21 protein-coding genes are annotated in these 22,990 nt (G+C 56.1%); 15 read left to right on the plus strand and 6 right to left on the minus strand.

The window, feature by feature from the left end; genetic code table 11:
- Window positions 1-463 (plus strand): adenosylhomocysteinase (locus RIFP1SYM_RS10190; protein ID WP_039960265.1); only part of this gene is annotated, 463 nt, incomplete at its 5' end.
- 94 nt (window positions 464-557) lie between these two features.
- On the plus strand, window positions 558-1,409 hold the full coding sequence (gene metF, locus RIFP1SYM_RS10195; protein ID WP_039960266.1) for a methylenetetrahydrofolate reductase [NAD(P)H]: 852 nt from the start codon (window positions 558-560) through the stop codon (window positions 1,407-1,409).
- A gap of 32 nt (window positions 1,410-1,441) precedes the next feature.
- Here the strand turns inward: metF and RIFP1SYM_RS10200 are convergent, their stop codons facing one another.
- The gene (locus RIFP1SYM_RS10200) at window positions 1,442-2,167 is read right to left on the minus strand and encodes an RNA methyltransferase (RefSeq protein ID WP_039960268.1); all 726 of its coding nucleotides are present in this window, start codon (window positions 2,165-2,167) and stop codon (window positions 1,442-1,444) included.
- 91 nt (window positions 2,168-2,258) lie between these two features.
- Here RIFP1SYM_RS10200 and RIFP1SYM_RS10205 point away from each other — a divergent pair, with 91 nt between their 5' ends.
- From RIFP1SYM_RS10205 to RIFP1SYM_RS10255, 11 genes are all read left to right on the plus strand, one after another.
- Window positions 2,259-3,056: an inositol monophosphatase family protein gene (locus tag RIFP1SYM_RS10205; protein ID WP_039960277.1), complete on the plus strand. Its 798-nt coding sequence runs from the start codon at window positions 2,259-2,261 to the stop codon at window positions 3,054-3,056.
- Between the two features lie 139 nt (window positions 3,057-3,195).
- A complete protein-coding gene (locus RIFP1SYM_RS10210; RefSeq protein WP_005963845.1) occupies window positions 3,196-3,438 on the plus strand; it encodes a hypothetical protein in 243 nt (80 codons plus the stop codon).
- Window positions 3,439-3,567: 129 nt separating this feature from the next.
- Window positions 3,568-5,196, plus strand: a complete 1,629-nt coding sequence (locus RIFP1SYM_RS10215) for a methyl-accepting chemotaxis protein (protein WP_005963848.1) — start codon at window positions 3,568-3,570, stop codon at window positions 5,194-5,196.
- Window positions 5,197-5,253: 57 nt separating this feature from the next.
- Entirely contained in the window at window positions 5,254-6,318 is a 1,065-nt protein-coding gene (locus RIFP1SYM_RS10220) for a cytochrome-c peroxidase (RefSeq protein WP_005963851.1), read from the plus strand.
- 68 nt (window positions 6,319-6,386) lie between these two features.
- A complete protein-coding gene (locus RIFP1SYM_RS10225; protein WP_005963854.1) occupies window positions 6,387-6,707 on the plus strand; it encodes a plastocyanin/azurin family copper-binding protein in 321 nt (106 codons plus the stop codon).
- 7 nt (window positions 6,708-6,714) lie between these two features.
- Entirely contained in the window at window positions 6,715-7,407 is a 693-nt protein-coding gene (locus RIFP1SYM_RS10230; protein WP_006474830.1) for a c-type cytochrome, read from the plus strand.
- Between the two features lie 56 nt (window positions 7,408-7,463).
- Window positions 7,464-8,396 carry a protein-methionine-sulfoxide reductase catalytic subunit MsrP gene (gene msrP, locus RIFP1SYM_RS10235; RefSeq protein ID WP_005963861.1) on the plus strand — a complete coding sequence of 311 codons (933 nt, stop codon included), beginning with the start codon at window positions 7,464-7,466 and terminating at the stop codon, window positions 8,394-8,396.
- A gap of 14 nt (window positions 8,397-8,410) precedes the next feature.
- On the plus strand, window positions 8,411-9,130 hold the full coding sequence (locus tag RIFP1SYM_RS10240) for a protein-methionine-sulfoxide reductase heme-binding subunit MsrQ (protein ID WP_039960270.1): 720 nt from the start codon (window positions 8,411-8,413) through the stop codon (window positions 9,128-9,130).
- Window positions 9,131-10,158: 1,028 nt separating this feature from the next.
- Window positions 10,159-11,334 carry an ABC transporter substrate-binding protein gene (locus RIFP1SYM_RS10245; RefSeq protein WP_005963870.1) on the plus strand — a complete coding sequence of 392 codons (1,176 nt, stop codon included), beginning with the start codon at window positions 10,159-10,161 and terminating at the stop codon, window positions 11,332-11,334.
- Between the two features lie 73 nt (window positions 11,335-11,407).
- Window positions 11,408-12,169 carry a hypothetical protein gene (locus RIFP1SYM_RS17485; protein ID WP_039960274.1) on the plus strand — a complete coding sequence of 254 codons (762 nt, stop codon included), beginning with the start codon at window positions 11,408-11,410 and terminating at the stop codon, window positions 12,167-12,169.
- The gene (locus RIFP1SYM_RS10255; protein ID WP_005963873.1) at window positions 12,118-13,572 is read left to right on the plus strand and encodes a methyl-accepting chemotaxis protein; all 1,455 of its coding nucleotides are present in this window, start codon (window positions 12,118-12,120) and stop codon (window positions 13,570-13,572) included. The genes RIFP1SYM_RS17485 and RIFP1SYM_RS10255 overlap by 52 nt, the downstream gene beginning before the upstream one ends.
- A gap of 234 nt (window positions 13,573-13,806) precedes the next feature.
- Here the strand turns inward: RIFP1SYM_RS10255 and secF are convergent, their stop codons facing one another.
- From secF to queA, 5 genes are all read right to left on the minus strand, one after another.
- Window positions 13,807-14,745, minus strand: coding sequence for a protein translocase subunit SecF (gene secF / locus RIFP1SYM_RS10260; protein WP_005963876.1), 939 nt, complete (start codon window positions 14,743-14,745; stop codon window positions 13,807-13,809).
- A gap of 15 nt (window positions 14,746-14,760) precedes the next feature.
- On the minus strand, window positions 14,761-16,614 hold the full coding sequence (secD, locus tag RIFP1SYM_RS10265; RefSeq protein WP_005963879.1) for a protein translocase subunit SecD: 1,854 nt from the start codon (window positions 16,612-16,614) through the stop codon (window positions 14,761-14,763).
- Between the two features lie 137 nt (window positions 16,615-16,751).
- Window positions 16,752-17,081, minus strand: coding sequence for a preprotein translocase subunit YajC (gene yajC / locus RIFP1SYM_RS10270; RefSeq protein WP_005963882.1), 330 nt, complete (start codon window positions 17,079-17,081; stop codon window positions 16,752-16,754).
- A 141-nt stretch (window positions 17,082-17,222) separates the two neighbouring features.
- Window positions 17,223-18,317, minus strand: coding sequence for a tRNA guanosine(34) transglycosylase Tgt (gene tgt, locus RIFP1SYM_RS10275; RefSeq protein WP_005963885.1), 1,095 nt, complete (start codon window positions 18,315-18,317; stop codon window positions 17,223-17,225).
- 257 nt (window positions 18,318-18,574) lie between these two features.
- A complete protein-coding gene (gene queA, locus RIFP1SYM_RS10280; RefSeq protein ID WP_039960275.1) occupies window positions 18,575-19,618 on the minus strand; it encodes a tRNA preQ1(34) S-adenosylmethionine ribosyltransferase-isomerase QueA in 1,044 nt (347 codons plus the stop codon).
- Window positions 19,619-19,801: 183 nt separating this feature from the next.
- Between queA and RIFP1SYM_RS10285 the strand changes: the two genes are divergently transcribed.
- Together RIFP1SYM_RS10285 and RIFP1SYM_RS10290 are read left to right on the plus strand one after the other, a co-directional pair.
- Window positions 19,802-20,683, plus strand: a complete 882-nt coding sequence (locus RIFP1SYM_RS10285; RefSeq protein WP_005963891.1) for an alpha/beta hydrolase — start codon at window positions 19,802-19,804, stop codon at window positions 20,681-20,683.
- A gap of 7 nt (window positions 20,684-20,690) precedes the next feature.
- Window positions 20,691-22,910, plus strand: coding sequence for a putative bifunctional diguanylate cyclase/phosphodiesterase (locus RIFP1SYM_RS10290; RefSeq protein ID WP_005963894.1), 2,220 nt, complete (start codon window positions 20,691-20,693; stop codon window positions 22,908-22,910).
- Window positions 22,911-22,990 lie beyond the last annotated feature (80 nt).

Consider the following 22,990-nt stretch of genomic DNA (forward strand, 5'->3'; position numbering starts at 1 on the left):
CAACAAGGACATCATCACCCACGACCATATGGCCGCCATGAAAGATCAGGCCATCGTCTGCAACATCGGCCACTTCGACAATGAGATCGACATCGCCGGCGTACAGAAGTATGAGTGGGAGAACATTAAGCCGCAGGTCGACCACATCATCTTCCCTGACGGTAAACGCATTATCATGCTGGCCGAGGGCCGTCTGGTGAACCTGGGCTGCGCCACCGGCCACCCCAGCTTTGTCATGTCCAACTCCTTCACCAACCAAGTGCTGGCGCAGATCGAGCTGTTCACCAAGCCCGAAGAGTACCCGATCGGCGTCTACATCCTGCCGAAGAAGCTGGACGAAGAGGTGGCCCGTCTGCATCTGGATAAGATCGGCGCCAAGCTGACCGTGCTGACCCAGGAGCAGGCCGACTACATCGGCGTTCCCGTGGAAGGTCCCTACAAGGCCGATCACTACCGCTACTGATCCTTCAATCCGATAGGCGACGGCCCGGACCACCTCACCCCGTTTTACAGCGGTGGGAGCGGGCCGGGACGTCGCCGTTTGGCAGGAGTCATCGATGACATCCCAGACAAAAACAGCGCCATCGATTAGCTTCGAACTCTTCCCGCCCAAGACGGGGCAGGGTTTCGAAAACCTCAAGCGCACTATCAGCCAGCTCAACCAGGCCAAACCTGAGTACTTCTCGGTCACCTACGGGGCCGGCGGTTCCACCCAGGAGCGTACCTTTGCCAGCGTCGACTGGCTGCGCGAACAGGGCATAGAGACCGCCCCCCACCTCTCCTGCATCGGCGCCAGCGTCGAGGAGACGGTGGCGATCCTGCAGCACTACCGGGATCAGGGGGTAAACCGCATCGTCGCGCTACGCGGCGACCTACCCTCCGGCGCCGGTCTTGGCGCCTTGGGGGAGCTCAACTACGCCAACGAACTGGTCAGCCTGATCCGCGAGCGTTTCGGCGATCAATTCCGCATCGAGGTGGCGGCCTACCCCGAGTTTCATCCTCAGGCACCCAACCCGGAGACCGATCTGGCCAACTTTAAACGCAAGGTGGATGCCGGCGCCGATAGCGCCATCACCCAGTATTTCTACAACCCGGACGCCTACTTCCGCTTCGTGGACGAATGCAGCCGACTAGGTGTTGAGATCCCGATCATCCCCGGCATCATGCCGATCACCAACTACAGCAGTCTGGTGCGTTTCTCCGATGCCTGCGGCACCGAGATCCCACGCTGGATTCGCAAACGGCTAGAGGGTTTTGGCGATGACCTGGAGAGCATCCGCGCCTTCGGTCTCGAGGTGGTCACGGAACTCTGCCGCCGTCTGCTGGAGGGCGGCGCACCAGGGCTCCACTTCTATACTATGAACCAGTCGGAACCGACCCTGAGGCTCTGCGACAGGCTCGGACTCTAAGAAGCCGTTAAATGAATCTGGGCCTAGGAGCCTCAGCGGCGCATTGATTTGCGCCCCTGGGCGGCGCTGAGGATGCCACGCAGAATATTGATCTCATCCCGGTCAGGGCGGGCGCGATGGAACAACGCGCGCAGGCGGCGCAGCAGTTTGTCGGACTGGCGCGGGTCAGCGAAGCCGATATCCTCCAATGCCTGGGCGAGATGGGTGTGAAAGCCCTCCAGCATCTCGGCGCTGGCCACCTCTCTGGGGGCACGCAGCGGCTTATCCGCCTCCTCCAGCGAGGCGAGATAGACCTCATAGGCGAGCAGCTGTACCGCGGCGCCCAGGTTGAGGGAGCTGTAGTCGCTATTGGTTGGGATATGCACCAACAGATTGCAGCGATCCAGCTCCTCATTGCTCAGGCCGGAGTTCTCGCGACCAAACACCAGCGCCACCTCACCCACCGCCGCCTCTTCGATCACCTGGCCACCGCACTCGCGGGGGTTCAACACCGCCCAGGCGACTGAGCGTTCCCGGGCGCTGGTGCCGATCACCAGCCGACAACCCTGCAGAGCCGAATCCAGGTCATCGAAGATCTCCGCCGCATCGAGCAGATCCTGAGCGCCAGAGGCACGCGCCACCGCCTCTTCGCTCGGATAACGTTTTGGCGCCACCAGGCAGAGGCGGCTCAGGCACATATTTTTCATTGCCCTGGCCACCGCACCGATATTGCCCGGATGGCTGGTCTCGACCAGCACAATGCGAATATTTTTCAACATGGCACGGCAGCCTACCAAAGCCGGCTATCGCCGCCAACTTGAAGGCACTCGCTCTTTATCCTCCAGCACGCTTGCTGTATCCTCGCCGCCCATGAATCCGATGGTAACCATAGCTGTACGCGCCGCCCGTGAGGCATCCAAGGTCCTGCTCCGCTACTACGAGCGGGCCGATGTCCTAAACATCTCCGAGAAAGGGCGCAACGAGTTTGTCTCCGAGGTCGACCGCAACGCGGAACAGGTGATCATCGAGGTGCTGCGGGAAAAATATCCCAACCACGCGATCCTCGCCGAGGAGAGCGGCACGCACGCCGGCGATGACTACCAGTGGGTGATCGACCCGCTGGATGGCACCACAAACTATCTCCACGGCTTCCCCCAGTTCGCCATCTCCATCGCGATGAAGCACAAGGGGCGGCTGGAACTGGGCGTGGTCTACGACCCACTCCGCGACGAGATGTTCACCACTAGTCGCGGTTCCGGCGCACTGCTCAATGATCGCAAGCTGCGGGTCAGCAACCGCAAAGGACTGAAGGGCGCACTACTCGGCACCGGCCTGCCCTATCGGGACTTCCGCTTCCGCGATCAGTACATGGGGATGCTCAATGAGCTGATCGAAGAGACCGCCGGCGTGCGCCGCCCCGGCTCAGCCGCGCTCGATTTTGCCTATGTGGCGGCAGGCCGGCTCGACGGCTTCTGGGAGCTGGGGCTCTCCGAATGGGATTTTGCCGCCGGCGCCCTGCTGGTGCGCGAGGCCGGCGGCATGGTCACCGACATCGGCGGCGGTGAGCGCTACCTCGAAACCGGCAACGTGATCGCCGGCGGCATCAAGGTGCATAACGCTATGCTGCGCAAGATCCGCCCCCATCTGGATGACAAGCTGAACGCCTGATCTACCACCACGCCGCAGCCGCCACACTTCGGCAAGCGTGTTAACCCACTTCCCGAGCCAACCCTGCCCGGCTCAAGAATTCCCGCCCGATACCGTTACCGGAGTTAACTCAAGCAACCAGTAACCAGCGGGCTTTATCATGGCGCGAAACAATGAGTTTGATCCCCCTCTCAGTGATCAGGCGCTGGAACTGATCATGCGGGATGTGCTCGACAGCCTCCAGGATACCTCGCTGCAGAGCGCTTTTAGCGCCAACCCCTTTCCGGTTGAGATCATCTCTATCGAAAAGGTGACGCATCCCTGCCAGGAACCTCACAGCACTGCGAGCGATTCAACCGCAGAGATCATCTATCCTGCCTGCTTCCGCAAGATCGCAGTCTGAATTTCTACCCCTTATCCCTCTCATTTCCTGCGCAAAATCGTTGATCAGCGGCTCCACAGTAGAATCTAAAGTTCTAACCAAGTAAGCCGATTCCTGTTTTAGCGACCAGAATCCCTGAGGTTTCTTGCGATGAATTCACTCGATAAATTGCTTTCAAACATCCCCTGGAAGGCAAAGATCATCGGCCTGATTATGTCATTCATCGTTATCTTCGGTGTTACCGCATTGATCGCCGGATTCCTCATTGATCGACAAAACCACGCCACCCAGAGCACGGTCAGCCTGGCACTAGAGCGGCTTGACGCGGCAACCAACGCCCGTAACGCAGTCTTGGATATGGCGCGCGCCAAGGCGGAGCTGATTGCAGCCGAAGAGGCGGGGCAAATCCGTAAAAACGCCATCGGCATGATCCGCGCTGCCGCCATCCTCGATGAGAACATCCAGCTGCTGGAGCAGAAGCTGCCTGATCAGCCAAAGGTGAGCGAGCTTGCCGCAGAACTCAAGAGTATCCGCCCGGTAGAAATCCAGATCATCAAGTTAGGTAAAGCCAACAAGGACCAGGAGGCCTTTGGCAAGATGCAGTCGGTCCAGGCCTCGATAAAGAAGATCGCCGGTCTGTCGGACGAACTGGTGACAACAGAACGCGAGACTCTGCTACAGGGTATGCAACAGAGCATCACCGCGAGCCGCACCATCCTGATCAGTATCGGGATCGGACTTGCGATTGCCTTTGGCATCGGCCTATTGATCAGCATTATCGCCGCCAATCTGCTCACCCGGCCGCTGCTCCACACCGCCAAGGCCATCGATGCACTGGCATCGGGTGATCTCAGCATCCAGGTGAACGCCTATGGCAGGGATGAAACCGGCCAGACCCTCAGCGCACTGCAGACCACCATAAAAAAACTGCACAACATCATCTCCGGGTTGCACACTAACTCTTCGCGGCTGTCACAGGAGGCCGAGCACCTCAACACCTCTGCATCGGATGCCTTTGCGGTCTCACAAAAACTGCATCAGGGGGTACAGCGTATCCAGTCGGATACCTCAGTGGTCTCAACCGCCACCGACAATGCCACCGCCCAGCTCAACGTGGCCGCCAACAACGCGCAATCCACCGCCCAGTCCGCTGCAGCAGCGGCCAATCAGATGCTGGAGATGGTCACAACCTTCGAGCGTTTTCAGCAGGAGATGGAAGGCACGGTGGAGACTACCCGCAAGCTGGCACAGGCAGCGGAGACGATCACCTCAGTGGTTGGCACCGTCAACAATATCTCGGAGCAGACCAATCTGCTGGCCCTCAACGCCGCCATCGAAGCGGCGCGAGCCGGGGATCATGGACGAGGCTTTGCAGTGGTCGCCGATGAGGTGCGTCATCTCGCCACCAATACCCGGGAGGCCACCGAACAGATCCAGCAGATGGCGGATACCATCTCTTCCAGTGTCGATTCTACCGTCAGCGCTCTTGGCACCGCCCTGAAAGATGCACGCAACCACATCAACGACCTACAAGAGATTGCTGCCAGTTCCAGCCAGGGCAGTGAGCAGGCCCGTGATCTGCAACAGGTCATGCATCAAGTGGTTGATCTAATGACCGAGCAACAGAACGCCGTCTCCGGTATTACCTCCGCTCTCGGCGAACTCGTGCAGTTGTCTGAATCCTCCAATAGCAACGCAGAGAGTCTACGTGCCTCCTCCTCCAGTCTCACAAACAGCGCTGAAGAACTGCAGTCCACCGTTCGACAATTCACCCTGTAGCACGGCCCCTAAACCTGCGAACACCTCATCAGGGCGCCACCAAAGAAAGGTAACAACATGAAACTGAGTCAATTACTGGTAAAACCCACACTGCTGCCTCTGAGCCTGTTGCTGGGCAGCCTGATCACCATCAGCACGGCCAGCGCCGACAGCAAATATGTTGCGCAACCCGGCCACCCAAGCCTGCAGGAGTGGCTGCTGCCGGACGAACCACCCTATCCGGCTGATAATAAACCCAGCCCGGCGCGCATCGCACTCGGCAAGCAGCTCTATTTTGATCCCCGCATCGGCCGCGACGGCAACATGTCCTGCGCCACCTGTCATAGTCCGATGCTCGGTTGGTCAGATGGGCTGCCAACCGCCAAGGGATTCAAAAGTCAGGTCTTAGGCCGCGCCTCCCCGGTGATCACCAACACCGCATTCAACTCTCTGCAGATGTGGGATGGCCGAAAAAAATCCCTGGAGGATCAGGCCACTGGCCCGATGGAAGCCACGGTCGAGATGAACACCGACATGATCGCCCTGAAGCGACTGCTCAACAACAATGGCTATCGTGAAGCCTTCGCCGAAGCCTACCCGGGAGAGCCGGTCGACGCGACCACCGCGGGCAAGGCAATTGCCGCCTTCGAGCGCACCATCATCAGCAACAACTCCGCCTTCGATCGTTGGGTCAAGGGGGATACCAACGCCATGAGCGTTCAACAGGTGCAGGGCTTCAAGCTTTTTATCGACCCTGACAAAGGCAACTGTGAAGTCTGCCACTCAGCGCCTAACTTCACCGATAACGGCTTCCACAATGTGGGCCTGGCCTCCTACGGAAAAGAGAATCCGGATATGGGGCGCTATGCACAGAAGCCAATACGCATCCTCAAAGGGGCTTTCAAGACCCCGACCCTGAGAGACATCGAACTCTCGGCGCCCTACTTTCACGATGGCAGCTCCAGCACCCTGATGGAGGCGGTGCAGCACTATAACCGTGGTGGCGAGGTAAAGCAGGATCTCTCACCCAACATCAAAGCCTTGAAGCTGAACCAGCAGGAAATGGAGGCGATCGTTGCCTTCATGAAGGCACTGACCACCCCCCAGAAACCCTTCAAACTGCCGCTCCTACCGCTTGAATAGTACAGATAAAGCCTGGGAGCACTGAGCTCCAGACAGCAAAAACAACCCATTCGCAAGAGGAACACGCGATGAAAAAATTCGTCCTACCCATTGCCAGCATATTGCTGATCAACACCCTGCCCGCAGTCGCTGCAGAGCACGAAGTGGGCCAGAAGAACAAGGCATTTACCGCAAAGGAGTTGCGTATCAAGGTTGGTGACAGTGTCAAATTCACCAACCAGGATCCTTTCTTCCACAATGTCTACAGCCTCTCCGATCTAAAAACATTCGATCTGGGTTCCTATCCAAAGGGCGAGTTCCGCAGCGTCGTGTTCGACAAAGCGGGCAAGATCCCTGTCGAGTGTGCAATTCATCCAAACATGTATATGGACATCATCGTTGAGAAGTGAGCAGGCCATGCGAACCTTATCCGCTTCAGCGCTGCTGTTTGCCGGCAGCCTGGCAGTCACCAGCGCAGCCCTGGCAGGCAATCAGACCGAGCCCAACCTGGACAAGGGCGCAAGAGTCTTCCAGGAGCGCTGCTCCCTGTGTCATGGCGATGTAGGAATGGGTGAGGGGGTACTGCCCCTTGCATTAAAAAACTACCCCAAGACCAATCTGATGGAACCCCGCTATGGCGTGGACAAAAAAAGTCTACAAGAGATTGTGATCTGGGGCGGCAGCAAGAAGGCGATGCACGACTACTCTCCCCCCTGGGGAGACGAGTTGACCTGGACAGAGATCGAATCGGTGGTCATGTTCGTACAATATCTGCACACAGAGACAGAGCAGGCGGTTGCCATGTTGCGCAAGCTCGAATCGAGTAAAAGCATCTCACTCAAACTCGGCAGCAACATCTACCAGGGACGTTGTGCCATCTGCCATGGCAAAACAGGCGAAGGCAATGGCCGCATGGCAAAGATCATCAAAAATCCACCACCCTTTAATCTGACCCTGAGCCGGGCCCCTGATGAGTACCTACATCAGATAATCAGCAAAGGTGGTGAAAAAATGAGCCGTTCCTATCGTATGCCACCCTGGGGCGACGAGCTCTCTGAGCCCGAACTGCAGTCGGTGATTCAGTACATCAAAACCCTGCGCAGATATTGAGCAGGACCCAACTGAACACCCTTCAGTTGCAAGAACAAGGAGGCTGAATCACCACTATGGTTTTCAAGTTCAATCAACCCAAACCATCGGAGATCACTCCTCCTGCGGTCTGGAAAGCACGCCGGCATTTTATCCAGCAGCTGACCGCAACAGGAGTCGTCGGGCTGCTGCCCCTGATTGGCAGCAGAGCCGGCAACGGCTGCGAACTCGCCCAACCTGCCAGCTTGAACAAAACCAACACATTAACCCCCCTGAAATCTGTCACTCGCTACAACAACTACTACGAGTTCTCCAACAACAAAGAGGTGATCCACCTGCTCGCTCAGGAGTTCAACCCACGCCCCTGGACGCTGCAGGTGGATGGTGAGGTCGAGCAGCCACTGACACTCGAACTCGACGAACTGCTCTCACGCTGGCCAACGGAAGAGCGCATCTACCGCATGCGCTGTGTCGAGGGTTGGTCGATGGTGATCCCCTGGAACGGCTTCCCACTCTGCCATCTGCTGAAGCTTGTCCGCCCCACCTCCCGCGCCAAATATGTGGAACTCATCAGCGTGGAGCGTCCTTCAGAGATGATCGGGCAGCGCCGACCAGTGCTCGAATGGCCGTTCCGCGACGGCCTGCGTATCGATGAGGCAATGCACCCGTTGACCATCATCGCCACTGGGCTTTACGGCGCCCCACTGCCGAATCAGAACGGTGCCCCGCTACGACTGGTGGTACCCTGGAAATATGGTTTCAAAAGTGTCAAGGCGATCGTGCGCATCCGTCTGAGCGAACAGCAGCCTCTCTCCAGCTGGCAACAGGCAGCACCTTCCGAGTACGGTTTCTATGCCAATGTGAACCCCGCAGTCCCCCACCCCCGCTGGAGTCAACGACGGGAAAACCGCATCGGCGAACTGCAAAAGCGCCGGACCCTGCCCTTCAATGGCTACGCAGAACAGGTAGCATCGCTCTACAGCGGTATGGATCTGTCGCAACACTTTTGAGGAACAGCCGTGTCATGCCGGTCCTACGATTCAATCCCGCTCGCCTCGCCAACCAAAACAGCCTTCTGCTCAAGCGGAGCCTGATCCTTCTTGCGCTGCTACCCTCCATCAGACTGCTCTGGGAGTTCCTGAGCGACAGCCTTGGCATCAATGGCTTTGAGCGGCTGATTCACAGCACAGGCGAGTGGGCATTGATCTTTCTACTGTTGATCTATGCGGTCAGCCCGTTACGGCGCTGGTGCTCGCGGGGCATGATCGCTCTTGCAGCAGACTATGGTCACCGCCTGTCGGACTGGAACTGGCTGATGGGACTGCGCCGGGCACTGGGACTGCTCGCCTTTTTCTATGCCAGTAGCCACTTTCTCATCTACTTCTGGCTGGAACTGGGGTTCAGTCTCGAGGAGGTCGGTTACGAGCTGCAAGAGCGTCCCTTCATCGCCGCAGGATTCACCAGCCTGATACTGCTGTTACCGCTGGCCATCACCTCCAGCAACGCCATGATGCGCCGCCTCAAGCACAACTGGCAACGACTCCACCAGCTGGTACATCTAGCAGTGATCGCCAGCCTGCTCCACTACCTCTGGCTAAGCAAGGCGGGCGATCCAGCTATCAAATTTTATCTTCTTGCAGGTGGAATACTGCTGCTGGAACGACTGGCCGTTCGCCTTGGTCTGCTCAGAGCCGCCCCTTCGGAAACCATCTCGGAACAACCCTCTGCCGGAACAAGTGCCTAGCAGCACATCGCTCAAGAGCGTTCATCCAGCTCGGCGCCCTCTTTCTCCAGCGGCATTAGATCCTCCTTACTGATACCCATTTTGTGCTGTGGGTGTCTTCGGCTGGTATTAAAGGTTGGGGTAATGGAGGCCAACCCATATGCTGCATAAGCCGGCGAATCTGCTTGCGATTGATGAGGTGCCTACCACCTAAGGTACGTCACCATACTCTGTGACCCAAACAATGGCGTTCTCATGTATTACTCATCGCGCAGGCGCATTATCCCTAGACCATCACTATCCTGTGGCATGGGCAATAACTGTGGGTGGAACGGCTGATATTCAGTAGCTGGCATTACTGATTGATACTCAACTCTGGATGGTACTCAATCATCTGGTGTTTATCCTTGAGGCTCAGTAACCGAGCTTTCCGGCTAAAAAATCGCATTCCACCGTCAGTTGACCGATAAGGTCGAAGGGCCCTGATTTATGCTACCTCGCTCAAACAGCTCAGCCAGATTCTCCAGTGCTTATCGCTTCCATTGATTGATTTAGGTCGAGTGTAGCCCATAGCGGATTGCCAGCTCTGCCCTCGTTTCTATTTCCCACAGGATAGAAACACTACCTTGGCCTTGAAATCTGCACTGTACTGCTTTCGTTTCTTGCTCATCTCATCTCTCTCATTAGCGAGTCAAATTTTATACCCCTGTCCAGTATTTTTGTGGGCCACTTCAGGTATTGGTCTATGAGCAGCTACATAATTTAATTTACAGTCTCTGATTTTATATCCGGAAAACCCTTACCACATCAGGCTGCCATATATGTGGTCCATACCCCTTCCCTCTTATCTGTCAGCTCATTTTCGCTGCTAAAGCTCACCGTCTTTAGCCGGTGATTTTAATCCCCTGATAGACAATAAAGATTTTTTAACCATGGCCGATACCTGCATTTAGTAGCAGGTTTGGCACATTCATTACTTAATCTCGGGGCCCATCTCGCACTCCCATTTTGTTGAGCCGCTACAAGGAGTTTTCACAAAAGGGGCTGAAATGAACACACAAATTCTTTCTTATTTCCGCAAAACCACCATTACTGCACTGATTACCTGCACATTGGGTGTTTCTGCCACTCAGGCTGCTGAGATCAAGGTGGGTATGTCCACAGCCTTGGCTGGACCGGCTCAGGCCTTGGGACAGGGCATGAAACTGGGCATCGAAGCCTATTTCAATCAAGTCAACAAATCAGAAATCAATGGCAACACCCTGAAACTAGTCGCGCTGGATGATGGCTATGAGCCAGCCAGGGCGGCCCCGAACATGCGCAAACTGATCGATGAGGAGAAGGTGCTTGCTGTTATGGGGAATGTGGGAACACCCACCGCCATTGTCAGTGTACCGATCGCCAACGAGAAAAAGACGCTGCTATTCGGTGCCTTTACCGGCGCCGGCGTATTGCGCAAGACGCCACCTGACCGCTATATCATCAACTATCGCGCAAGCTATGCGGAAGAAACATCTGCGATGATCGATGGTCTTCTCTCCTCTGGCATCAAGCCTGAAGAGATCGCCTTCTTCACCCAGAATGACGGGTATGGTGATGCTGGCTACAAAGGGGCGATGAAGGCACTTAAGGCAAAAGGCGTAGCGAATCCTGAAAAACTGGCCCACGGTCGCTACACGCGCAACACTCTGAATGTGGAAGATGGCTTGGGAACCTTCCTCGATGTTGAAATCGCACCCAAGGCGATCATCATGGTGGGAGCCTACGCTCCCTGCGCCAAGTTCATCAAGATGGCCAAGGAAGACCTCCCTGACACCAAGTTTCTTAATGTTTCCTTTGTCGGAAGCACCGCCCTGGCCAAGGCTTTGGGCGACAAGGGTGATGGCGTCATCGTAACTCAGGTGGTTCCACACTTCGATTCCGACCATGCCACTGTCAAGGAATATCGTGAAGCCCTCAATGACTATAACGCCAGTGTGGAGCCGGGATTCGTCTCACTAGAGGGTTATCTGGTAGCCAAGCTGTTTGTGGAAGGTATGAAAAATGCTGGTTCCAACCCTAACAGAGAGAGCATCGTAGATGGGCTGGAGTCCCTAAATTCTCCCAATGTTGATATCGGTAGCAAGGTTGGCTTTAGCAAAACCAAACATCAAGCAAGCCATAAAATATGGCCGACCATGATCAAGCACGGCAAGTTTGTCGCCTTCAACTGGTCTGAGCTCTGAAACCAGAAACGGGAGAGGTAATAACTTCTCCCGATACTCTTTTGATTGCTCGTTCCGCATCAAGGACGCAACGATGAAAAAGCTCAACATCACGATCAAAGGGCTCTTGATAATCTGGGTTGTTACTGCCGTAGCGGTTGTTTTGATTCAGGTCCTTACATCCCTGACCGCTTACCAAAGCATTTCGGATAACCAGCAGAAAATAGCTGGAAAAGCAATACCGCTGCAGACTGTAAACTATGATATCAAGAATACGATTACAGGTGTTTTTAGTCACCAGTCAAAGATTATCAGTACCAATTCCTTAGAGAAGTTGATGAGCCTGAAAAACCATGGTGCGATGGAAAATATATTCGTTTCCGCAATGGCCAGTGCAAAAAATGCGGCGGGGAATGATATCACTATAAAAGAGTCTCTCACTGCACTTGAAAAAACGTATGAAGATTTTATAAATGCAGGCAACACTTTATTTGAGAAAAAGAAGGCAACTCTTCAAATCAACCAGGAACAGGCAGATTTCGTAACCAAGATGGACTCGGCAATACAGATTATCCAACAAACAGCCGAAAGCATTGCAGGAAAAATCAACTTCTCCAACAAGCGAGCTAAACGACGTATCCGAAAACTATACAAAAAGATCCAGGATTTTCAGGATATAAATGAAATTGGGGATCAAGATGCGGAAACTGCTTTCCAATTTCGTGATCAGGTATCAGCTAGCCTGTTGGGCGTTCCTCGAACCTGCAACAAGAAAGCTCAAGCATCCGAACCGGTGTTGCCATCATGGGTGGCTTGGGTCGGCAATTTATGTTGGAGAGTAATCCCGATATCCTAACCAGCATCAAAGAGAACCAGCTTGCTCAGGTCATCCAGGCCACAAAGGAGTCTATTGTCAAAGTTGATGAGGAATCATCCGATAATAAGGAACTGAATGATCTTATCAAGCAGCTGAACAAAGAATTTGATCGACTGGTGGAAACGCTCATCAATGAAAAAATCTCCATTCTGACCCTGCGAAGAAAAAGCCTGCGACTTTCCAAAGAGATGCGGTCAGCACTCACCGATATGCAATCGGCAGGGACTTCCATGGAGCAGGCGCTCAATACGCTGGTGAAAGCTGTAGACAAGATACAGGCAGAAGCAGAAGAACAGGGATATCGCGTGATCAGCAGCAGCCGCACAATCTTATTAGTAACGGCATCAGTCGCGCTGGTCGTTTTGATTTTTATTAGCTTTATCGTGCTGCGTCGAGTTAATCGTCCATTGGCCATGGCAACGGAATCGATGCGTAGATTTGCTCAGGGAGACATCTCAACTCGCATGGATTACAAGGGAAAAGACGAATTTTCCATACTAGCCCATGACTTCAATGAACTTGCAAACAATATTGGTGGCCTCATCGCTAATATACATAGATCCAGTGAAGAACTTTCATCCGGCGCTGAAAGCCTTTCGGCTGTTTCGATGCAGACCAATCAAGGAGTGGAAAGGCAACAGAGTGAAACTACGCAAGTTGCCACTGCAATGAATGAGATGGCTAGCACCACACATGAAATGGCGAAAAACGCCAATCTAGCAGAACAGGCTGCTCAGCAGGCCAATGATGAGGCGGCTAAAGGGCGAGAGGTTGTTGCTGAGGCTGTTAAAGCAACAAATGACCTTGCCAGTGAAGTACAAAATGTATCGATTGTCATCCACAAACTAGAAGATGAGAGCGACTCAATCAGTACAGTTCTGGATGTCATTCGTGGCATAGCAGAACAAACCAATCTGCTGGCACTGAATGCCGCGATTGAAGCGGCTCGTGCGGGTGAACAGGGCCGTGGTTTTGCGGTTGTTGCTGATGAGGTACGCACTCTGGCGGGAAGAACTCAAGAGTCTACCCAGGAGATTCAGCAAATCATCGAACGGCTTCAGCAAGGTGCCAAGGAGGCTGTTGATGCCATGGAGAAAGGCCAAAAAAAGGCGGAAAACAGCGTAGAAAAAGTCGTGAATGCGGGGGCAACGCTTAGCGGGATTATTCAAGCTGTTGAACATATCAAAGAGATGAACGTCCAGATTGCCACTGCCGTGGAACAGCAGGGTACTGTCGCAGAAGAGATCAACCAGAGGGTGGTCTCCATCAATAACCTTGCCTCTCAAACAGCGGATGGCGCCAGCCACACAGCCACCGCTAGCAAGGACCAAGCCCGCCTTGCTACTAACTTAAAGGAAGTCGCTGCAAAGTTTTCCATATGACATTCAGAGGTGAGGGCGTTTTGCTCATCACCTTGAAAGGCTATCCCCAAACAACCTGTTTTAGCCCCGCTTTGACATAGATCCACAGAGGATCTTATCAACCGCATGTGCTGTATCGAAGGCTGGGCTGATCATTTGCTTTGGGCTGTTCAAAACCAACCCTACAGAAGGATACGGGAGGGCCAGAGCGCCATCCCCCTAGGAACCGCGCCCGGCAGAAGTGGCTAGCGTCACTCAGGGCCGCTCGTCCAGCTCGGCACCCTCCTTCTCCACCGGCATCAGATCCTCCTTGCTGATGCCCATCATGATGATTGCGCTGCTCGCCACATAGATGGAGGAGTAGGTACCGACTACCACGCCGACGATCAGCGCCAGGGCGAAGCCGTGGATGATCTCGCCACCGAACAGGAACAGTGCGATCAGCACCAGCAGGGTGGTCAAGGAGGTCACCAGGGTACGCGCCAGGGTCTGATTAAGGGAGGCGTTGATGATCTCGATCGGCGTACCCTTACGCATCTTACGGAAGTTCTCGCGGATCCGGTCGTAGACCACGATGGTGTCGTTGAGCGAGTAGCCGATCACCGCCAATACCGCTGCCAGCACCGGCAGATCGAACTCCACCTGGAACAGGGAGAAGATGCCGATAGTGACGATCACGTCGTGCACCAACGCGATCACCGCGCCCATAGCAAAGCGGTACTCGAAACGGATGCCAACATAGAGCAGGATACAGATCAGGGCATAGAGCATCGCCAGACCGCCATCCTCGGTCAGCTCGTCACCCACCTGGGGACCGACAAACTCCACCCGGCGCAGCTCAGCTTTACCTTCGGTGGCACGCTGCATCGCGGCAAATGCCTGGTCGCTGACCACCGCGCTCTCCACCCCGTCACGCGGGGCGAGACGCACCAGCACGTCGCGGGAGGTGCCAAAATGCTGCACCGTGGCGTCGTCGAAACCACCTTCAACCAGCGACTTGCGCACCGCTGGAAGCTCGACAGGCTGCGCATAGCCCACCTCAACCAGGGTACCGCCGGTAAAGTCGATACCCAGATTCAGGCCCCTGGCGAACACTGAAACCAGCGCCACCAGGATAACCGCCGCGGAGAGACCGGAGGCCAGCTTGCGCCCACCCATGAAATTGAACTTGGATGTCTTATTGAATATCTGCATGGTCGTTGCTTCCTGTTACACCGCCAGCTCTTTGACCCGGCGACCGCCATAGATCAGGTTGATCAGGGCCCGGGTGCCGATGATCGCGGTGAACATGGAGGTAAGGATACCGATTGCCAGGGTCACCGCGAAGCCCTTGATCGGGCCGGTACCGAAGCTGAACAGCACCACCGCCGCGATCAGGGTAGTGATATTGGCATCCAGGATGGTGGAGAGTGCCTTGCCATAACCGGCCTGGATGCTCGCCTGGGGCGAGTTACCGATCTTAATCTCCTCGCGAATACGCTCAAAGATCAGCACGTTGGCGTCCACCGCCATACCCACGGTAAGCACAATGCCAGCGATGCCTGGCAGGGTCAGGGTGGCCTGCAACATGGAGAGCACCGAGATGATCAGCACCAGATTCATCACCAACGCAAGGTCCGCCACCAGACCGAAGACGCGATAGTAGACCGCCATGAAGACCATCACCAAGACCAGGCCGATCACCACTGACTGAAAGCCCTGGTCAATATTGTCCTGACCCAGGCTGGGGCCGATGGTGCGCTCCTCGACGATCTCGATGGGAGCAGCCAGCGCGCCGGCACGCAGCAGCAGCGCTAGATCTCGGGCCTCTTCCGAACTGTCGAGGCCGGTGGTTTGAAAGCGCCGACCGAAAGGTTCAAGGATATTGGCGATGCTGATCACCTCCTCCACCTTAACTTTATGCTTGACCGGCTTGCCGTCGACCATGCGGGTGATGGTGCGGTTCTCGATAAACACCACCGCCATCGGCTTGCCGACATTCTCGCTGGTGAGACGGCGCATGCGCTTGGCACCCACGCCGTCCAGGGTGACCGAGACCATAGGGCCACCGCCACGCTGGTCGAGTCCAGAGGAGGCATCGGTGATCTGATTACCGGTGATGATCACCGACTTCTTCAACAACACCGGCTGCCCGTTACGCTCCCGATAGAGTTTAGAACCCGGGGGCACTCGGCCGTTGACCGCATCCTGCACGCTATGTTCGGTGTCGGCGAGACGATACTCCAGGGTCGCAGTAGCGCCGAGAATCTCCTTCAGCTTGGCCGGATCCTGTGCGCCGGGCAGCTGCACCACGATGCGCCGCTCGCCCTGCTGCTGAATCAGCGGCTCCGCCACTCCCAGCGCGTCGACACGATTGCGCAGGGTGGTGATGTTCTGCTCCAGAGCGAACTTCTGCACGCCTCTACGCTCGGCGGGTGTGAGGCTAGCCTTCACAAAAAAGTCGGTACCACGGTCTAGAGTCTCCAGCACCAACTCACGGAATTCACTGTGGATCTTCTGCTCTGCCGCATCCCGCTTGGCAGCATCGCGAAACTTGACCAATACCGCATCACCCTCACGCGCCACCCGCAGATAGCGGATCTTCTGCTTGCGCAGCAGGCCGCGGATATCGCCCGCATAACGCTCCATCGCCTGCTGCACCGCCGCCTCCATGTCGACGTCAATCAGCACGTGAATGCCGCCGCGCAGGTCGAGCCCCAGGTACATCGGCTCGGCCCCCAAGCTGCGCAGCCAGTCGGGCAGATCGGGTGCCAGCGTCAGCGCCTGATTGAAGTCTCCCCCCAGTTCTGCAGCGATAACCTCAACCGCCTTGAGCTGATCTTCCGAACTACTGAAGCGCACCAGCAATTTGCCTTCGAGCGGCTCTATCGCCTTGGCTGTGATCTGGGCAGCTGCCAACGCCGTGTTGATACGCAGCGGTGTGGTGGCATCGATCTGAGCCCGGCGGGTGCCGGAGATCTCCATGGAGGGATCCTGATCGTAGATGTTGGGCAGGGCGTAAAGCGCCCCGACCAGGATCACGATCACCACCAACAGGTTTTTCCACAGGGGGTATTGATTCATCGCGATATGCTTGTTGCGACGCCGGAGAGAACCGGCGAACTGTTCCTGACTAAGGTGCCTCTGAACGAATCATGGACGGTACTCTTATGGTACAAATTCATCCAGAGGCTCCTGACGGATCGGCGGTTGCCGGTCCGTCACATCTCCTTGATAGAGCCCTTTGGCAGAACCGATTCCACTGCCTGGCGGCGCATCTTCAGCTCGACGCCTTCGGCGACCTCCACGGTGATGAAGTTATCGCCCAGGCCGGTGATCCTACCGACGATGCCGCCGGAGCTGGCGATCTCATCCCCCTTGGAGAGACTCTCGACCATCTTACCGTGCTCCTTCTGGCGCTTCACCTGAGGCCGGATCAGAAGGAAGTAGAGCACCACACCAAACAGGACCAGCGGCAACAGTCCCATCAGGGGATCCTGTCCAGCGCCGGCCGCGCCTTCGGCAAATGCATCGGAAATAAAGAAGCTCATGGTTTTTCCCGCTAATTTCTTTGGAAATTCATCATAGCCGCCGCAAATCGCCTGGCGGCGGCAAAATCAGCCGCGGATTATGACACAGAAGCATTGAAGATGCAGTGGCCAAACCAACGGCCGTCGCCCGAATCCGGTATCTTACTCGCGCATCCGATAAAACTCCGCCACAAACGTCTCCAGCCGGCCAGCCTCGATCGCCTCTCTGAGGCCACGCATCAGCGACTGGTAGTAGTGGAGGTTGTGAATGGTGTTGAGGCGATGACCGAGAATCTCGTTGCAACGCTGCAGATGGCGCAGGTAGGCGCGACTGTAGTTGCGACAGGTGTAGCAGTCACAGAGCGGGTCGAGGGGCCCCTCATCGTACTGGTGTACCGCGTTGCGGATCCGCACCACCCCCTGATGGGTAAAAAGGTGGCCATTGCGCGCGTTGCGGGTCGGCATCACGCAGTCAAACATGTCGATACCACGCTGCACCGCCCCGACGATATCCTCCGGGGTACCGACCCCCATCAGATAGTGGGGTTTATCCGCGGGCAGCTTGTCGGCGAGGAAGTCGAGGATGCGCCAGCGATCCTCTGGCGGCTCACCCACCGACAGCCCACCCACCGCATAGCCGTCGAAGCCGATCGCCATCAACCCCTCCAGAGAGGCCTGGCGCAGAGATTCATAGACTCCACCCTGGACGATGCCGAACAGCGCTGCCGGATTGTCGCCGTGGGCGACTTTCGAGCGCTCTGCCCAGCGCAGCGAGAGCTCCATCGAGGCCCGCGCCTCTTCTTGTGTGGCCGGATAGGGGGTGCACTCATCGAAGATCATCACGATGTCGGAACCCAGCTCCCGCTGCACCTGCATCGACTCCTCCGGCCCCATAAAGACCTTGCTGCCATCCACCGGCGAGCGAAACGCGACCCCCTGCTCGGTAATCTTGCGCATCTTTCCCAGGCTGAACACCTGAAAGCCACCGGAGTCAGTGAGGATCGGTCGCTCCCAGTGAGTGAAACCGTGCAGATCACCGTGCTTGCGGATTACGTCAGTGCCTGGTCGGAGCATCAGATGGAAGGTGTTGCCAAGGATGATCTCGGCGCCGCTCTGTTGCAGCTCCTCCGGGGTCATCGCCTTGACGGTTCCGTAGGTGCCGACTGGCATGAAGGCGGGGGTCTCGATAGTGCCCCGCTCGAATGTCAGCCGGCCGCGTCGCGCTGCCCCATCGGTTTTGATCTTTTCGAAGTACATGACTCTACATTGGTAATTGCTGCCACCTTCGCCCTATAATTTTGGGGCAAACAGGATTTAATATCCTGAAAGCAAGGGTTTTCCCTAGGATTAGTTGACAGCCAATAAATTATATTAGAAGATGATTATGTGCTGATTCTTAACTGAATCAGCCCACACTCCTCCATCCTCCTTTGGTGGAAACGTTTAGCGCGGCACCCCTGCCGCGCTTTTTTTTGCCTCAATTTTCTTTCGAGACACTGACTCAGCTCCGCCCCCTACTCGTACTTGGCGCTTGATGAGGGGGTCAGAAACATCGCATCTCCATAACTGAAGAAGCGATAGCGCTGCTCGACCGCATGCCGGTAGGCGGCCATCACCGCGTCGTAACCGGAAAAGGCCGACACCAGCATCAGCAAGGTCGACTCCGGCAGGTGAAAATTGGTCACCATCGCATCGACACTGGAGAAGCGGTAACCGGGGCGGATGAACAGGCGGGTATCGCCACGGTAGGGACGGATATTCCCATCCGCGCTCGCCGTCTCCAGGCTGCGCACGGTGGTCGTACCCACCGCCACGACCCGCCCCCCGCGGGCACGGATTTCTCTGATCTTTTCGCACACCACCTCATCCACCTCAAGGTACTCACTGTGCATCTCGTGCTCATCGAGGTTCTCGACACGCACCGGCTGGAAGGTGCCGGCCCCCACGTGCAGGGTGACATGGGCCATTCCGACCCCGGTCGCCGCCAGCCGATCAAGCAGCGGCTGGTCAAAGTGGAGCCCGGCTGTCGGCGCGGCCACCGCTCCCTCACTGCGTGCGTAGACGGTCTGATAGCGTTCCTGATCCAAGACCTGGTCGGAACGGGTGATATAGGGTGGCAGCGGGATATGCCCCTGCCGCTCCATTAATTGGTAGAAATCGCCATCAGCCAGGGAGAGCTCAAACAGCGCTCCCTCCCGGGCGACCACTTCGACTTCAGTATCTGCCTCACCCAGCAGCAGGCGACTCCCCGGCTTGGGTGACTTGCTAGCACGAACGTGAGCCAGCACACGCTGCGGCGCCAACACCCGCTCAATCAGCAGCTCCACTCTGCCACCGGAGGCCTTGCGTCCATAGAGCCGGGCCCGCATCACCCGCGTATCGTTAAACACCAGCAGATCGCCAGCCTGCAGCAGGTCGGGCAATTGGGTAAACTGCCGGTCGACGACCCGACCACTGCTGCCGTCGAGACACAGCAGGCGCGACGCGGTTCGCGAGGGCTGGGGAAACTGGGCAATCAGCTCGTCAGGCAGCTCGTATCGAAAATCGGAAAGGCGCATAGGGCGCGGATAGTAGCATGCAGGAAAACCTTGTGGAATCAACAACAAGCCTAAACAGCCACCGCCTTCCAGAACGCTGCCGACTCAAGCACAGCCAGGCCCGGCCGACAATCGAGCAGTAGAACCACTTTATTCCAAGCTAACATCTGTCAGCGCCACCCCAACCACATCCGCGAGCGTACAATGGCTTCTGCAGCCCCCCACAATGCGACAAACCTCATCGCTCTGATTATTCTGCTGAGCCTATTCACTGCACCACTCAAGGCAGAGCTTATCGAACTGAAAATGGCCAAAGGGATTCGAGCCAGCGCGGAGTTCCGGCAGGGGAATCTCGACGCCCCGCCGATACTGATCCTGCACGGTTTTTTGCAAACCCGGGAGTTCTTTACTGTCCGCCGGCTCGCTGAAACCCTGGCAGAGAGTGGATACAGCGTGCTTACTCCGACACTGACGCTTGGTATCGACCAGCGCAATGCCAGTCTGCCCTGCGAAGCAATCCATACCCACTCCTTCGATCAGGATAGGCGAGAGGTGGGCGTCTGGAACCAATGGCTGAAGACGCACACCGGCCAGAACGCTATCATCATCGGACACAGCGCCGGCAGTGTCACGCTGGTTGGCTATCTTGGCGCCGAGCCGGATGCGCCAGTATCTGCCGCGATTCTGATCAGCCTCACCCATTTCGGCCAGGGTCCAGCTGCCAATGAAACGCTGGCAGATATCCAACGCGCAAAACACGCGATCAAGGCTGGCCAGGGGCAGAGGCTCGACAACTTTGGCCTGGCATTTTGTAAGCTTTACCCGACCACCCCCTCCGCCTATCTCTCCTATGTCAGCTGGTCCAGACAGAAAATCCTGTCGAAGATGGCAACCATCCAGACCACGACCACGGTTATCATCGGTGGCTCCGATCAGCGCATCACTCCGCAATGGAGCCGACAACTGCAAGATAGGCGAGTTAAACTGATCAAAGTGGAGGGAGCCAACCATTTCTTCGATCACGAACACGAATTCGATCTGGTAGAAGCCGTGGAAGCGGCCCTGGAAAACAACAACAGGAAATAGGCCAAAAATGGCGAAAAAAGCCCCATCCATCAAGGCCTATCTCGCCCTTTTCATCTTTGCCGCCCTGGCTATGCTGGGGCTCCTCAGCATCATTACCCTGCAGCAGATAGACCATCTGAGACAGGAGTTCCAGACCACCTCACTCACTCAAGCAGATGTCGAACTAAGCAGGGCCATCAATGCCGCCTATCGAGAAATTCTTGACCGCACCAAAGCGTATGCCCGCTGGCAGGAAGTGCGGCAGCAGATCCAGAATCCAAACTTCTACGCTTACTGGCATAAACACCGAGCACTCAGCTCAGAAGTATTGCCGGACTACACCCAGGATGCTGCCATCTATAACGCCAAAGGCAAGGTACTAGGCAAACTCGACACCTCACTGCTGCCAGCACGGGTGCCAGAGAAGTCCGACACAGCAACACTGATCTTTGATGGCAACAAACCCTCGCTACTGCTGTACGCCCCAGTCACCAACAAGGAGGGCTCAACACTGGGTTATGTCGCCACCCTGATTCGATTCTTGCCGGAGCTTTTCAGAACCGGCGGCTTCAGCCAGATCGACGCAGAAACGATCCATATTGAACGGCCAGCCGCGGCCCCGATTCCACTGCATGAGTTGCAGGGCCTGATCGAGTTTGATCTGCGCACAGACCCTTTTTCCGATACCTTGCTGAAGATCATGACATCAGCCTTCGTCCATTTTGGATTACTCATGGGGCTGGTCACCCTGCTCTTCTACCCCTTCGTAATCTGGCTGCTCAGCCAACCGATCCAGCGAGTCTCCCGACACATCGATCTGTTGCGCGAAAACCCTGGTGAATCTGTCCCAAGTTCGCTCAGTAAACCATTCCAGATCGCCGAACTGGAGAAGATCCGGCAATCACTCAACGCCTACCACATGCGGCTCAACGACGTTAACCGGAGCCTTGACCAGAAAAATCGTGAACTGTGGAAAATGGCCCACCACGACCCACTCACCGGCGCACACAACCGGCGAGCATTCGAGAAATACTGGCAGGAACTCAATGACATCTTTGCCGACAGCCGAACCCCGATCTGCCTAGCGCTATTCGACATCAACCATTTCAAGGCGATAAACGACAGCTACGGCCACCAGGCTGGCGATCAGGTACTGAAAGTGATCGCCAAAACTATCCAAGGCGTGCTGCGCAAGAATGAACGCCTGTTTCGTCTCGGCGGTGATGAATTTGCCACCTTCCTCATCAACTGCACACCCCAAACCGCACTGAGCATTGCCGAACGCTGTGAACAGGCAACCGCCCAAAGCAATTTCCAAAAGTTTGGGGTACGCGAACCTGTGCGCATCAGTATTGGACTGACCCACACCGACCGGCTCGAAAACGATCCACTGCAATCCCTGCAGTGGAAGGCGGATGTAGCGATGTACTCCGCCAAGCGGCCCAGCTCATCCTCCATCGCCCTGTTCACCCCAGCGATGGAGAAAAGCACCCAGGGGCTCTTCTCCAGCTGGACCCGCCTCGCAGTCTACGAGGCGGTGACCAGTGGAAAAGATTTGCACATCTACTACCAACCGATCGTCGATCTGGAGAGCGGACAGACCCACTACTATGAAGCCTTGGTGCGTATCCAGCATGGCGATGAGCTGATCATGCCCTCCCATATCTTCCCGCTGGTGGAAGCACGCCGACTCGAACCCGATCTTGACCGCTCGATCATCGAGGCAATCTTTCGCGATTTAGAGAGCAATCGCATCCCACCCGGCAGCGGGGTTTCGATCAACCTCTCTCCCCCCTCGGTGGTGGACGAAGGCATCATCGACTGGCTGGAGGATTTCCAGCCCTACGTAAGGAGCCACAAACTGGTGCTGGAAGTCACAGAGACGGCGCTGATCACCCAGCTTCACTTGGCAACCAAGAACCTCAAGCGATTGCGAAACATCGGCTTCGAGATCGCTCTCGATGACTTTGGCAGCGGCTACTCCTCCTTTAAATATCTCGCCACCATGCCAGTGGACATCGTCAAATTCGACATCAGCCTGGTCCAGCTGCTCAACGACAAGGAGCAACAGCGGATCCTGATCTATCTCGCCAAAATGATTATTGACGCTGGCCATCGCCTGGTGGCTGAAGGTATCGAGGATAAGCTGACGGCAAAACGTCTCAGGCGCATCGGTTTCAAATATGGCCAGGGGTACCTATTCGGCAAACCCGCCCCCGAACTCAACAAACCAGCTAAAACCGGCTAAGGAGCCTCTGATTAAGTCTGGACGAAGTGGATTGCGAATCTGAACATTCAGACTCAAGGCGCAAATCGCACGTAAAGCTC

The sequence above is a fragment of the endosymbiont of Riftia pachyptila (vent Ph05) genome (assembly GCF_000224455.1).
GTDB classification, from domain to species: Bacteria; Pseudomonadota; Gammaproteobacteria; order Chromatiales; family Chromatiaceae; genus Endoriftia; species Endoriftia persephonae.

Bases quoted from the DNA above. Each gene is read 5' to 3' on its own strand.
- metF (WP_039960266.1), top strand. From the start codon at position 558: ATGACATCCCAGACAAAAACAGCGCCATCGATTAGCTTCGAACTCTTC.
- RIFP1SYM_RS10200 (WP_039960268.1), bottom strand. From the start codon at position 2,167: ATGTTGAAAAATATTCGCATTGTGCTGGTCGAGACCAGCCATCCGGGC.
- RIFP1SYM_RS10205 (WP_039960277.1), top strand. From the start codon at position 2,259: ATGAATCCGATGGTAACCATAGCTGTACGCGCCGCCCGTGAGGCATCC.
- RIFP1SYM_RS10210 (WP_005963845.1), top strand. From the start codon at position 3,196: ATGGCGCGAAACAATGAGTTTGATCCCCCTCTCAGTGATCAGGCGCTG.
- RIFP1SYM_RS10215 (WP_005963848.1), top strand. From the start codon at position 3,568: ATGAATTCACTCGATAAATTGCTTTCAAACATCCCCTGGAAGGCAAAG.
- RIFP1SYM_RS10220 (WP_005963851.1), top strand. From the start codon at position 5,254: ATGAAACTGAGTCAATTACTGGTAAAACCCACACTGCTGCCTCTGAGC.
- RIFP1SYM_RS10225 (WP_005963854.1), top strand. From the start codon at position 6,387: ATGAAAAAATTCGTCCTACCCATTGCCAGCATATTGCTGATCAACACC.
- RIFP1SYM_RS10230 (WP_006474830.1), top strand. From the start codon at position 6,715: ATGCGAACCTTATCCGCTTCAGCGCTGCTGTTTGCCGGCAGCCTGGCA.
- msrP (WP_005963861.1), top strand. From the start codon at position 7,464: ATGGTTTTCAAGTTCAATCAACCCAAACCATCGGAGATCACTCCTCCT.
- RIFP1SYM_RS10240 (WP_039960270.1), top strand. From the start codon at position 8,411: ATGCCGGTCCTACGATTCAATCCCGCTCGCCTCGCCAACCAAAACAGC.
- RIFP1SYM_RS10245 (WP_005963870.1), top strand. From the start codon at position 10,159: ATGAACACACAAATTCTTTCTTATTTCCGCAAAACCACCATTACTGCA.
- RIFP1SYM_RS17485 (WP_039960274.1), top strand. From the start codon at position 11,408: ATGAAAAAGCTCAACATCACGATCAAAGGGCTCTTGATAATCTGGGTT.
- RIFP1SYM_RS10255 (WP_005963873.1), top strand. From the start codon at position 12,118: ATGGGTGGCTTGGGTCGGCAATTTATGTTGGAGAGTAATCCCGATATC.
- secF (WP_005963876.1), bottom strand. From the start codon at position 14,745: ATGCAGATATTCAATAAGACATCCAAGTTCAATTTCATGGGTGGGCGC.
- secD (WP_005963879.1), bottom strand. From the start codon at position 16,614: ATGAATCAATACCCCCTGTGGAAAAACCTGTTGGTGGTGATCGTGATC.
- yajC (WP_005963882.1), bottom strand. From the start codon at position 17,081: ATGAGCTTCTTTATTTCCGATGCATTTGCCGAAGGCGCGGCCGGCGCT.
- tgt (WP_005963885.1), bottom strand. From the start codon at position 18,317: ATGTACTTCGAAAAGATCAAAACCGATGGGGCAGCGCGACGCGGCCGG.
- queA (WP_039960275.1), bottom strand. From the start codon at position 19,618: ATGCGCCTTTCCGATTTTCGATACGAGCTGCCTGACGAGCTGATTGCC.
- RIFP1SYM_RS10285 (WP_005963891.1), top strand. From the start codon at position 19,802: ATGGCTTCTGCAGCCCCCCACAATGCGACAAACCTCATCGCTCTGATT.
- RIFP1SYM_RS10290 (WP_005963894.1), top strand. From the start codon at position 20,691: ATGGCGAAAAAAGCCCCATCCATCAAGGCCTATCTCGCCCTTTTCATC.